Annotated in this window: 11 protein-coding genes; 8 read left to right on the top strand and 3 right to left on the bottom strand. The window is 45.6% G+C overall.

Annotated elements, in window-relative coordinates; genetic code table 11:
• Positions 1-201 precede the first annotated feature (201 nt).
• The 4 genes from DYI03_RS09710 to DYI03_RS09695 all read left to right on the top strand — a co-directional run bounded on the left by DYI03_RS09710 (position 202) and on the right by DYI03_RS09695 (position 6,170).
• Complete coding sequence (locus tag DYI03_RS09710; RefSeq protein ID WP_004291474.1) at positions 202-624, top strand: dihydrofolate reductase family protein; 423 nt, start codon at positions 202-204, stop codon at positions 622-624.
• A gap of 238 nt (positions 625-862) precedes the next feature.
• A complete protein-coding gene (locus tag DYI03_RS09705; RefSeq protein ID WP_004304269.1) occupies positions 863-1,468 on the top strand; it encodes an RteC domain-containing protein in 606 nt (201 codons plus the stop codon).
• Positions 1,469-1,768: 300 nt separating this feature from the next.
• Positions 1,769-2,899: an ATP-binding protein gene (locus DYI03_RS09700; protein ID WP_004291480.1), complete on the top strand. Its 1,131-nt coding sequence runs from the start codon at positions 1,769-1,771 to the stop codon at positions 2,897-2,899.
• A gap of 16 nt (positions 2,900-2,915) precedes the next feature.
• Entirely contained in the window at positions 2,916-6,170 is a 3,255-nt protein-coding gene (locus DYI03_RS09695; RefSeq protein ID WP_004291481.1) for a P-loop NTPase fold protein, read from the top strand.
• 131 nt (positions 6,171-6,301) lie between these two features.
• Here DYI03_RS09695 and mobC read toward each other — a convergent pair whose 3' ends face one another.
• Genes mobC through mobA form a run of 3 tightly spaced genes read right to left on the bottom strand, consistent with a single transcriptional unit; the run spans position 6,302 to position 10,005 of the window.
• Complete coding sequence (mobC, locus tag DYI03_RS09690) at positions 6,302-8,320, bottom strand: conjugal transfer protein MobC (protein WP_004291482.1); 2,019 nt, start codon at positions 8,318-8,320, stop codon at positions 6,302-6,304.
• A gap of 30 nt (positions 8,321-8,350) precedes the next feature.
• The gene (gene mobB / locus DYI03_RS09685; protein WP_004291483.1) at positions 8,351-9,598 is read right to left on the bottom strand and encodes a conjugal transfer protein MobB; all 1,248 of its coding nucleotides are present in this window, start codon (positions 9,596-9,598) and stop codon (positions 8,351-8,353) included.
• Positions 9,577-10,005 (bottom strand): conjugal transfer protein MobA, encoded by a 429-nt coding sequence (mobA, locus tag DYI03_RS09680; RefSeq protein ID WP_004291488.1) that lies wholly within the window; start codon positions 10,003-10,005, stop codon positions 9,577-9,579. Before mobA ends, mobB begins: the two co-directional genes overlap by 22 nt.
• A 681-nt stretch (positions 10,006-10,686) precedes the next feature.
• Between mobA and DYI03_RS09665 the strand changes: the two genes are divergently transcribed.
• The 4 genes from DYI03_RS09665 to DYI03_RS09650 are packed head-to-tail and all read left to right on the top strand — an operon-like array spanning position 10,687 to position 13,014.
• Positions 10,687-11,442 (top strand): ParA family protein, encoded by a 756-nt coding sequence (locus tag DYI03_RS09665; RefSeq protein WP_005790809.1) that lies wholly within the window; start codon positions 10,687-10,689, stop codon positions 11,440-11,442.
• 5 nt (positions 11,443-11,447) lie between these two features.
• The gene (locus DYI03_RS09660; RefSeq protein ID WP_005790808.1) at positions 11,448-11,897 is read left to right on the top strand and encodes a DUF3408 domain-containing protein; all 450 of its coding nucleotides are present in this window, start codon (positions 11,448-11,450) and stop codon (positions 11,895-11,897) included.
• Between the two features lie 20 nt (positions 11,898-11,917).
• Entirely contained in the window at positions 11,918-12,277 is a 360-nt protein-coding gene (locus DYI03_RS09655; protein ID WP_005790806.1) for a DUF3408 domain-containing protein, read from the top strand.
• A complete protein-coding gene (locus tag DYI03_RS09650; RefSeq protein ID WP_021668304.1) occupies positions 12,274-13,014 on the top strand; it encodes a hypothetical protein in 741 nt (246 codons plus the stop codon). Before DYI03_RS09655 ends, DYI03_RS09650 begins: the two co-directional genes overlap by 4 nt.
• Positions 13,015-13,112: the final 98 nt, after the last annotated feature.

Genomic DNA, 13,112 nt, shown 5'->3' with positions numbered 1-13,112 from the left:
CATATAGGATAAGACCGCAAGGCGTTTCAAGCGAAAATCTGGTAAATTGGAACTACGGAGACGATTGCGTGATGCTTATGCTATGCTTACGCATAGCGTGCATTCACGTACTCTCCGTAAAGGCTTTACCAGAGCCATCGCTTGAAGGTAGTGTGAATTGCACGCTACTTTTTTACCCTTGCCTAACGAAAGGAAACGATTATGGGTAAAGTTCAGATTCTCGCCGTACTGACGATGGACGGATGTCTTTCTTCAGAGTTATATGATAAAGCACATCAGGATTTGTGCCTTGACCGTTGCGGTCTTGATGAAATCAGGAAGAAAGCCTTTTACCGTGTGACACCGGACTATTCCATTTCAATGCTGCACGAATGGAGAAAAGACTGCACAAACATCCGTTACCTCGCGGAAGCCACACCGGACACGGCAGACTATATAAACGGACTGCTGCGGATGCACGCTGTGGATGAAATCATACTATACACCGTTCCTTTCATATCCGGAAGCGGACGACATTTTTTTAAGTCGGCTCTGCCAGAGCAACACTGGACGCTTTCCTCTTTGAAAAGCTATCCCAACGGTGTATGTCGCATTATCTATATCCTTGATAAAAAAGCAAGATAGCCAAAATGTGCGGCAAGCATACATTTCTATTTTCAGGAATAGAATAAATGTTCCGATTACAAACAATTTAAGTCGGAGATAATTTGTCCTTGTGAAAAAATACTGAATTTTATACCTCTGAAATCCAGCACTTTGTAAAATTGAGTGTTGGATTTTTTATTTTCTGCCGCGTTTTTTGCCAATTATATTCATGTGCGCACGCAGAAAACAAAGTGTAATTTTCAAAATTGACAGAACCATGAATTATTTCTTGCTGGCGGAAACCGACTTTTTCCGCCTGATAAACGAAGCCGGCGACTGCAATATGGAAACGGCATACACGGCTTTCGCCACCCAAGTGATCGAACTGTGCAACGGCGGCATGGACATGAACCTTACCGTCATCGCGCTTGCCTACATCGAAATCGAGTTGCAGCACCATCCCGTACGTAATCTGTCAGAAGAAAAAAGAGAGATTGCCGCCTACGTCAGCAAGGCTCTGTCTTTCGTAAGAAAGATGCAGAAATTCCTTGCCACGCCCCAAGTGCCACCACTAATATCCGCCAACAACGCAACAGAAACCACCGCCAGCCTTCTTCAATGGACGGGCAATGCCATCGACCTCGTGGAACTTATCTACGGCATAGACGTGATGGGCTGCATCAACAACGGCAATATGCCGCTCAAACAGCTCGCCCCACTTCTCTATAAGATATTCGGGGTTGATTCTAAAGACTGCTACCGCTTCTACACTGATATCAAACGCCGGAAGAACGAAAGCCGCACCTATTTCATTGACAGGATGCAGGAAAAACTGAACGAGAGAATGTTGCGTGATGAGGAGTTGGAGCGGATGAGAAAATAAAAAATATCCATTACATATGAGAAGACAGGAATACTCGTATCCTGTCTTTTTATTTTCATTTAATTATATATTAATTAGCACAATATATGTGAGTTTTTCATTCCTATAAGGACAAATTTCAGAAACGTATGTCTGGTAAATTATTGAGTCATCATAGTATGAACATATATCATTACTAAAAACAATGAAACAACTTCCATAAGATTGTGGTTGTAAAAATCGCCATTTAATAGCCCGTTTTTTTTGTAAAATTCGCCAATTAAAAAAATATGATTATCTTTGCATTATATTTTATAAGGTATGGAAACAGTAAATAGAATACTTCAAGAGAAGATTACAGCACGAATCGCGCCCAATAAAGCAGTACTGATTTTTGGTGCTCGCCGTGTTGGTAAAACGGTAATGATGCGTAAAATTGTGGACAACTATTCAGGTAGGACGATGATGCTCAACGGCGAAGACTACGACACATTAGCACTATTGGAGAATCGCTCAATAGCCAATTATCGGCATTTATTGGATGGTATTGATTTGCTGGCTATTGATGAGGCACAGAACATACCACAAATCGGTAGTATTCTGAAGTTGATAGTTGATGAAATACCGGGAATAAGTGTCTTGGCAAGTGGTTCTTCGTCATTCGATTTGCTGAATAAGACTGGTGAACCGTTGGTCGGCCGCAGTACGCAATTTCTCCTTACACCATTCTCGCAACGGGAAATCGCACAGACGGAAACGGCACTTGAAACCCGCCAGAACCTCGAAGCGCGCTTGATTTACGGTTCCTATCCCGAAGTAGTAATGATGGAGAACTATGAACGTAAAACAGACTACCTACGTGATATTGTCGGTGCATACCTGCTTAAAGATATCTTAGCAATTGACGGCTTAAAAAATTCGAGCAAGATGCGCGATCTACTGCGATTGATAGCTTTTCAGTTGGGCAGCGAAGTTTCTTACGAAGAGTTAGGTAAACAACTCGGCATGAGCAAGACGACCGTTGAAAAATACCTCGACCTATTGGAAAAGGTCTTCGTTATCTATCGTCTGGGGGCTTATTCGCGTAACCTACGCAAGGAGGTTACAAAAGCTGGCAAGTGGTACTTCTACGACAACGGCATTCGCAATGCCATTATCGGGGCTTTCTCACCGCTGGCCATTCGGCAGGATGTCGGTGCGCTGTGGGAGAACTACATCATCGGAGAGCGGCGCAAAGCGAACTTCAATGAGGGACTGCACAGGGAGTTCTATTTCTGGCGCACCTACGACAAACAGGAAATCGACCTGATTGAGGAGAGTGCCGACAGTCTTACCGCCTTGGAGTTCAAGTGGGGAAATAAAATGCCGGCCGCACCGAAAGCCTTCCAAGAAGCCTATCCCTATGCCGAGTTTCATGTGGTAAATCGGGAGAATTATTTGGAGTTCGTATAATCAATAAATTACGTATATGGAAACAAAACTACAATCCAAACAGCAATATCCGCGGTTTATCCAAAATAAACCGTGTGGTATTGACAAATTCGATGGAGGTTCGCAAGAAAGGTTGGCAAAAACTATTGCTCGCCATTTTTGTCAGAATGATTCATTGGATGAGGAATGTACTTTACCTCGAATTATCGGCATCGAAGGTATTTGGGGATCTGGAAAATCCAACGTGGTTAAAATGTTGGAACGTGAATTATCAGACGACTATTACTTTTTTGAGTATGACGCATGGGGACATCAAGAGGACTTGCAACGCCGCTCTATATTGGAATTGCTTACAAGCAAACTTATTGATGATGGTATCCTATCTGGAAATGCAACAATAAAAGTCAAAGGTGGAGGTACGAAAACCGTATCATGGTCTGAAAAGCTGAAATATTTATTAGCCCGTAAAACGGAGACCGTAACCGAAAAATATCCCCTTATCAGTAATGGTATGGTTGCGGCATTTTTGGTTGCAGTTTTAACTCCGATATTTACATTTATTGCGTATGCAGTAAAACCTACACCCACAACATGGTGGTTTTCTTTATTGTCTATTATCATAGCTGCACTGCCAGTTCTTATTGCATTGTGCGTTTGGAAATGGGCATATAGCAAAGATCATAAATATGGATGGAGTTATATGTTAGCTATTTATCAAGATAAAGTCGAAAAGGACGTTTGCTATGAGACTTTGAGCGAAGACGAACCAACGGTTTACGAGTTCAAAACATGGATGCAAGACATTTCTGATTTTATCAAGGAAAAAGGACAACGTAAATTAGTCCTTGTTTTTGACAACATGGATCGTCTCCCCGCTGAAAAAGTAAAAGAATTATGGTCTTCTATCCATACGTTCTTCGCCGATAGCGGTTTTGAAAATGTTTGGGCTGTTATTCCTTTCGATGAAACACATTTAGCTTGTGCATTCGGAGATGAGACCGACGAACAAACGAAACAACTGACCAAGTATTTTATCAATAAAACTTTCCCTATTGTTTATCGTGTCGCTCCTCCTGTTATTACCGACTATCGAAGTATATTCAACAAACTGTTTGTTGAAGCATTTGGAGAAACAGAAAATGAAGCGAAAGAAACTATAAATCGGATATTCAGATTGGTAAATCCTAATGCCAATGTTAGGGAAATTATATCATATATCAATGAGATGGTCGCTCTTAAACAAGAGTGGTGTAACGAAATTTTGATGATAAACATAGCATTGTTCTGTTTGAAGAAGACGGATATTCTGGCAAATCCAGTAGAACAAATATTGTCCGGCGACTATCTGAATGGCATTCAAACAATAATTAACAATGATCTGCAAACACAACGCGAAATTGCAGCTTTGGTATATGGTGTCGATGTTGAAGATGCTCGACAAATTCCATTGAAAAAATATATTGAAGGCTGCATCAACGGAGAAGAAGACCACGACATAAATCAATATGCAGAGACTAATAAACAATTTGACACTGTATTAGAAGAAGTTATACAATGTATGGACAATGCGCTTATCGATAAGATTATACATTGTTTGCATAAATTAACTCGAAAGAGCGATGTTATTCTGCGTGTATGGCAAAGAATAGCACAATTGAAATTAAAAGAATCCATAGAGAAGCAGGTGTTCCCTGTCGAATACCAAGAACTGCTGTTGCATTTAGACACGGAAAGCCAAAACCATGTGATTGCTCAATTATATAAGAAGATAGTTCGGTTCAATGACTTCAATGGCGGCGACTATTTCAAAACGTTAGATGCAATAGACAGGTTTATTGCGCAAAATAAGTTGGCGTGCGATTTTACGTCATTGATTGAAGCAAAAACAGTCAAGCCAAATACATTTATCGATTATATTCAAGCTGCAAATGCAACAGATGCTGCCTATCGGGATAACGCGACAACTAAAGCATATAAATATTATCAAGTAGCAACAAATTCGGAGGCGCTCGATAATTATTTGGCAAACTTACTACCCGATAATTTCGACCATGCAGATATTGTAAAAACGTTAAAAGATAATTCTACCTATACGTTTCCAACGCTTTTGCAAGCGATCACGAATTGCATTGATGAACAGAATGTAAATAAAGATAATATAGGGGCTATATTTACAACCTATCGTTTATTGGCATCTGACGAAGAAAGACCTTTACCTGTAACGTTAGATTCAACCTACATAAATCAGTTGCATTCTGAATTAGAAACTGATGGCCGAAACATTAAAGAGTCTGGATATTACGATTTAGTCGCCATGCAATTGGCACATGGTCATTCCGTTTCCTTAATAGAGGGTGGAGATATAAAATATGTTGCAGAACTCATGGACTATTATGTGGATCATGGAGACTTATTAGTAAATAGTGTGGGATGGAATATACCGCTATTAAATGAAACACTACAATACATGGTAAATCATAAACTTGGCTATAAATTATTGCTCTCAGACATATTGCCCCAATTTGAAGATATTAAGAACAGAATAGGTGTAACGGATGAGGTATTTATCGAGCATTTAGCAGAGTGGAATACCGATTTGGATAAGTATATCACTAAGAACAATATTAAAGATGTAATTCCTGACGCATCTTTTTACGATTTGACCACTAAAATAAGCAATGTCCTGACCGATCATATCAATAAAATAGCGTTCGAAGCGTTGTCTGAAATAAGTGTTGATACATTATACGCCCAAAGAACAGCACATACATCATATTATTGGTTTGTCGCAATAAAACATTTACTGGCTAAAATCAAATCCTTGCCAGATAACTTGACTGAATTTGGCAAAAAGATTCTGATGGATATTGCTTCTGGAACTCAAAGTTTGAATCCTTTCCCTAATTGTTTCAAGAATATAGTTGAAAGATTGGATAAACGAAAAATTAAATCGACAGTTACCGATATAAGAAATGATTTCTGCATCGGTAAAAAGACTATCAATGCAATAAAGTTTCAATTTTTCGAAACATGGCTTAGATCGCATGGTAATTTGAAAAGTCAAGCTGGAGACGTTATTGATAAAATAGTGAAACCTGTAATTTCCGATGGGGCATGCCGTTCATTGATTCTGCAAAACAAAGATTTTTATATGGATTTAATAAATACAGCAGGGGATGATGCTTATGAATTGAAAAAGAGTCTCCGAAACCTCATACAAAAAGATTCAGATCCGCAATTGGTTAAATTTGTCAATTCGATAGATTCAGTACCTGAGGTTGAAACCGCGTAAGTATTTGTCTAACAAGTCCGAATTTTACGATTTTACCCGTCAGAACTGAAGTGCCCCCCAAAAAAATTGTATCCAACTTTTGGGGGTCACTTCAAACTTCGATAGGGATAATTTTCAATTTTGGGGACTTGTTAGACAGTCTCATTATCTGGTAGCAGTTTACACAGCACCGGATCGTTTTTGATACGCTCCAGTTCCTCCTGCACAATCTGCTTCACCTCTTCCTTGATGCGCCGGTAGTTCGCCTGCACCGTTTCCTTCATGCGGTCGTTGCCGTCCTCGTCCGTGAAGTTTGTAATGACGGGAATTTTCTTGTAGGCACTTTCTTCCCGTTTCACCTTTTCGGCATCCACCACAATCTCGCAATGAAAAATCTTCTGCTCGATACGCTCGTTGAAGTTGTCGGATACAGAACCGACAAACATTCCCTGCGTAAGCCCGGAAATCTTACTCGGTGGAATGAGCGCGTCCATCTGCGTGTTGATGGAGGTGGAAACATCCTGCCGGTTGATGGAGATGGACTGCCGTTTCTGCAACACCTTACCGAACCGCTCGGAGAGCGTCTTGGCTGTTTCCCCCACCACCTGACCGGAGAAAATATTGCCGACAGTGTTCATCACCACTTTCGCCTCTTTGTCCCCGTAGTCACGCACTAACTGGCTGAAATCCTGAAAGCCCAGACACACGGCAACCTTGTTGCTTCGGGCGGTAGCTATAAGATTGTCCAACCCTTTGAAGTATATTGTGGGCAACTCGTCGATGATGACCGATGACTTCAGCATCCCCTTCTTGTTGATGAGCTTCACGATACGGGAATTATACAGACCGAGTGCCGCACCGTAGATATTCTGACGGTCGGGATTGTTACCCACGCAGAGGATTTTCGGCTCTTCGGGATTGTTGATGTCCAGCGTAAACTCGCTGTCTGACATCACCCAGTAGAGCTGCGGTGAAATCATCCTCGAAAGCGGGATTTTTGCCGACGCTATCTGACCCATGAGCTGCTCCGCAGCCCCTCCAAGCCACGCATCCATGAACGGCGAAAGGTAGTTCTCCAGCTCCGGATAAGAGGTCAGTATCGGAAATATATCCTCGTAACGGCGGTTCAGAAACTCGATAGCATGGGGAAACGTGCAAAACTTCCCGTTCTGATAGATTTTGAGATACCAGATAATACTGGCAAACAGAATGATAGGTGACTCCACGAAGAAGTCGCCCTGCTTTTGCACCCACGTTTTATTGAGGTTGAGCATTATTGTGTAGGCACTCTCATAGGCATCCGTAATATCTTCCATAAAATCCGGGTGAATGGGATTGCACCGATGAGAGCGTCGCGGGTCGTCGAAGTTGATCACATAGAACTTCGGCTTTACCTTGTAGCCGTCCGGGTGGTTCAGCAAATGGTTGTAGGCAATAGTAGATAGGTCGGGATACTTGAAATCGTAGATGTATTGACTAAAGCCCTTTTCAATCTGTTGCTTGATAAAATTGTTTACCACGGCATAGGACTTGCCGCTGCCCGGCGTACCCAACACGATGGACGCACGGAAGGGATTAACTACATTGATCCAACCGTTGTTCCAGCGTTTCCTGTAATAGAAACGTGTCGGCAGATTGACCGAATACTCGCTTTCGATAAGCCTCGTTTCCTGCATGAAACTCTCGTTCTCGTTGTTGAAAACATCCTCCATCAAATTGTGTTTCAACAGGCGGCTCATCCACAGACCACCCATCAACAGGCAGACATAGCCCGTTCCAATGGTAAGGACATACAGTCCCGTCACCGCTTCAAGCGGCAGCGGCAGGGGCAGCAACCACCAGTTCAGGAAAAACAGCACGAACCCGACGGCAAATGCTGTCCAGATTCTCCCCCAAGTGATTTTCTCACCCTTGACACCCTTCGTACCCAGACAGGACAAGGCAAGCAAAAGGACGGAAAACAGCTTCGTGTAGAGAATGGAATGGAACAGCCCCGCCGTGCGGTCGAAGTTCAGAAGGATTTTGTCCACCACGCCGATGTTCACGCCCCACAGCCGGATGGCTTCGTAGCAGAACCAGTACACGTTCATGACCACTAAAATGATACTCACGGCACGCAGAAAATCCATGATTTTCGCCAATGCCCTCAAATCGTCTTCTTGTTGTGACATATATTGATTTTTTAATTGTTGATACTCTGATTACATACCCAAGCCCTTGCGTTTTTTCTTCTTTTTGCGCTTCATCGCCCGGATGAAAGCCTCTTCCTCGGCATCTACCGCCGGACCTTCGGGAGTGAGCAAGCCCATACCGCCCGATATATCTTCACTGTCGTAGGCGGTCTGCCCGTGTGCCTTGTCCGCAGCATCCACAGGGATGGATAGCGGTATCGGCGGTTGTCCGGCGTATGGCAGGGTGAAGTGTTCCTGCAAGGCATTCGCCGAAAGCTCCTTACCCATGCGCGAACCGTTCAGCACGCATCCCGTGCGGTGGTCGATGAAGGTAGCCCCATAGATGCGCCCTTCCTCTGTGTAGCGCAGTACGGTGTCGATGCCCTTCTCTTTGAGTTGGGATACAAATTTGTCCTTGTCATAAGTGCCTTGCAGCACGGAAAGGACGGTGCGTTTCGTCATGTCTGCCAGTTTCCTATCCTTGATTTCCGATTTGGAACGGACAAACTTCTTCTGTACGGCTTCATAGCCTGCGGACTTCCCGAAAAGCGAGGATTTGAACGGGTTGCCCACCTTGTTACCCTTGTCGTCCGTGACGGAATAGACCAGCCCGTGATACTCCCGTCCGCGCACGTTGCCCCTCGCTTCCTCCACCGTCATATTATATAAGGAAAGGAGCGCACGGTATTCGCCCATCGTCTGGAAACGGTACTGCCCATTCAGAGCCTTCACGGTGTTGCCTACCTGCTTCTTCACATCACCTGCCGATGCGGCCACCTTGCGCAACGGATTATCCAATCTCTGATTTTTACGTTCTGCCGGATGCAATCCGTACTTCTGTTCCAGTTCCCTGCGGATACGGTCGCTGCGGCGGTAGAGAAAATCCCGGTTGAGCCTTTTCCCGTTCTCGTCCACGTTGACCGTCACGATGTGCAGGTGGTGGCGGTCGATGTCCTCGTGCTTGAATACAAGATAAGGCTGGTTTCCGAAACCGAGTTTTTCCAGATACTCGCGGGCGATATTCTGCAACTCAATATCGGTCAGCACATCCTCCGGGTGCGGGTTGAGAGAGATATGCACCACCGGCTTCTCGATCTTCATCTGCGGTGGCAGGAAGGTGAGAAAACCCTCCATCGCCTTGCCTATGTCCACCGTTCCCGAACCGTCATTGTAGATGCGGTTGGTGGTGAGAAGCCGCCCCTGCGCCTCGTTAATCTTCTCCCCGTTGTAGGCAATCGCGCCGTACAACGAACTTCCTACACTGATTTTTGCGACCATTTTGCCTCCATTTCCCTTGAAAGTTCCACAATCCGGCGGCTCAGTTTCACGAGTTCGACGGTGTGTTGCTCTAATTTGTAGAGCAACGCCATCGCCTTTTTCTCTGAAAAATGCAGCCTCAGTTCCTTCACGACTTGGTTGTAATTCGTACCCACGGCACGGAATTGTGCATGAAAATCCGACAGTTTGGTGTAATAGTCCACCAACGTCTTGTCCACCTTCAGCACCTTGAACGGTTGCCCGAAGAAGTGCGCTTTGAGGAAAACAGACCGTGCATAGACACCCGATTTTCCGAACATGGCGAGGAAACGGTTGTGTTCCTCCTCGTTGAAACGGACGGTGTACCGGTACACCGCCGGATCAAGTTTGGGATTTCTCCCTGATTTGCTTTTCCTTTTCTCTTTCATATTACTTTGGATTTAGCGGATTGACGGCATAAGCCGCCGCTTCGGATTACAGCACCGCAGTTCTGAAAGGCTTCCCGACTTCGGAGGGAAAGCCCGCCCCCTGCAAGGGCAAGTGCTTTTCGTGGCTGCTCAAAATATTTTGAGCGGCTGAAAAGACATCTTGCTATGTTCAGGTGAACATAAAAATCCGTCAGGGGACGGATTGGGAAGATACCTTTCAGGACTCCGGCTGCGCCACCATCGGCGAACCCTGCTGTCCGGGGGCAAAGTTACGCCCTTAAAGCGGTATCGGACAGATGCTTGACCCGGTCAATGACTGCCAACCGGCGCAACGTGCTGCCACTTGCTTGGGAAGTGATACAAGTTTCAAAATATCATTGTTTATTTGCAGCATGATTCGGATGAAGGACTGAAAGCACACCCCTTCAATCGGATGTTCGGACAGCAATCCGGGCATCTGTCCAAACGGTCGGAAGCGGGTGTGAACGGACAACCGGATTTCCATTCCCGTATTCATGCGTATGAACCAAGGCTTGGACGGGTGGATATGCAATCGGATGTCCGCAGGCTTGGACGGATTGGTGAACAGGTAAATGAACGGACGGTAAAGCGTGCGTGCGTATGAATGGCAATACGCTGCCGTGACCGGACAGATGTGTAACTTAATAAATTATCAAACAAATGAAAGAGACAACTTATGTGGCAATCTCCACGCAGAAAGGAGGGGCCGGAAAGACAACCCTGACAGTGCTTGTGGCAAGCTACCTGCACTATGTGAAAGGCTACAACGTGGCCGTGGTGGACTGCGACTTTCCGCAGTACAGTATTCATGACATGCGCAAGCGTGACCTGAAAGCCGTCATGGAGGACGGGCATTACAAAGTGATGGCGTATGAGCAGCTCAAGCGGCTGAAGAAAAACCCGTACACAATCAGATGCAGCCGCGCGGAGGATGCGATAAGAACCGCCGAAAATCTGACGGAGGCACAGCCCGACCTTGATTTCGTGTTCTTCGACCTGCCGGGTACTATCAACAATGCCGATGTGGTACAGACTATCGCCAAGATGGACTACATCTTCACACCCATCATCGCAGACAGGGTGGTGATGGAAAGTTCCATCAAGTTCGCCACAGTCATTAACGAACAGATGATAAGCACGGGAAAATCCGGCATCAAAGGAATCTACCTTGTGTGGAACATGGTGGACGGACGCGAGAAGACGGAACTATACAAGGCATACGACAAGGTATGCGCCGAGTTCGCCCTGCCTATCCTCGAAACATTCCTGCCGGACAGCAAGCGTTTCCGCAAGGAAACAGCGGCGGAGCGCAAGGCGGTGTTCCGTTCCACGGCGTTCCCTGCGGACAAGACACTGGTACGCGGCAGCAACCTTGACCGCCTTGTGGATGAAATTCTCGGTATCATCAAAAATTGAGTGTCATGGCAAAGAAAGCAAGAATCGAGGACATCGACAGTGATGCCATAATCAACTCGTTCCGTATGGACGATGCAAGCATACCGCCGGAAGCAAGAAGCACGGACGGCAATGTATCGGATCTACCACCGAAGGAAGAACCGCAGTCGGCCGGACCCCAACCTGCATCACGTCCCAAAGAAGAAACGGAACGCAGGCGCAGGAACGGCAAGCCGGAGAAGACGGATTACGATTCCATGTTCGTGCGGGAGTCCAATGTCACGGCAAGGCTCGGAAAACAGGTGTACATCCGAAAGGAGTACCACGACCGCATACTGAAAATGCTACATATCATCGGAGGTAACGAGGTGACTATCGCCGGTTTTCTTGACAACGTGCTGACCTACCATTTCACACAGTTTCAAGACGAGATAGCGGAATCCTTCAAGCGACACATGGAGTCATACAATTTATAAACATTTTAATCAATAACAACATGAGAAGAAAGATGAATGACAGTCAGGCGGACAGCCTGCAAACAAGAAAGAGTGAGAGAAACGTTGCCCGTGCAGCGAAGTGTGCAACCGACAAAGGTCTGGGAAAGACCTGTGATGTTCCCGGAAAGGGAAAGGGCAGCAAGCCTATTGCGGCTTTCCTGCAATCGTCGGAAATCAAAACACGACAGTGCATATACATCTCCCGTGAAGTCCATGAGAAAGTCGCTATTGTCGCCAACCGATTGGGAAACGGATTGAGCATCGGCAAGTTCGTGGACAATGTTCTCCGTGACCATTTCAGACAATACGGTGAGAAGTACATGGAACAGATTGAAAACGCCAAAAAAGTGAGATTATGACAAAAGTATTCTTGATTGTATCGGTTGCCTGCAACGTCTGGTTCCTGCTCATGTTATTGTCTGACAGAATAACGGAAACAAAATTCGTCCGGTTCCTCAAAGGGGCTGTCGGATTATGGCGGTCGTTGGGAACGAAGAGTGAAAAGCAAGATACCTTGCATAGTGAAGCCTCGGATGAAGATGCGGACATCATCGGTAAGAGCCGTTTCAGGATGGCTCCAACTCGGACAACCGCTGCCATATCGACGCAAGAAGCAGCCATTTCGGAAAAAGGCATTGAGCTGTCGGAAGAAGAGGCTACTTTTGACGACGGAAACACGGAAACCGCATCGCGCCCGACACAAGTCCCGGAGGATAAACTCGATGAAACCTTCACGAGCATATCGCCGGAGGAACTGGAATACGGAGAGGATGAGCCGGAGGATGATGAACCGGGCAAGGGACAGGCTTCGGGAAGTGCATTCGAGGACATCGACATGGCAGTACGAACAATAAAGAAGGACTCACCGTCCGAAGCGGAGATGCGACACGCTGGAAAAGTCATGACGGAGCTTGACGGGACGGAGCTTTATTCCAGAATAACGGAACGCTTGACCGACGAAGCAATGAGCGAGAGGCTTGCCAAAGCAATGGCAGTCTTTGTGGACACGGTAAACACTACCGTGGCACAAGCAAAAAGCAAAGTGTTCGTCGTGCCTGACAACATCGAGGAGTTCGACATCCGCAACTATGTATGACAACTGAAAAAGGAAAGAACATGAAGGAATGACAATCAACCCACGCGGCGAGGAAGCGCAAGGCGCATCCGGTACGCAACGGACACACCCAAGTCCGT

Origin of the sequence: Prevotella disiens, from assembly GCF_900454955.1 — a bacterium.
GTDB classification, from domain to species: domain Bacteria; phylum Bacteroidota; class Bacteroidia; order Bacteroidales; family Bacteroidaceae; genus Prevotella; species Prevotella disiens.
Note: the sequence above shows the minus strand (reverse complement) of the source record. Positions and strands in the feature narration are given on the sequence as shown.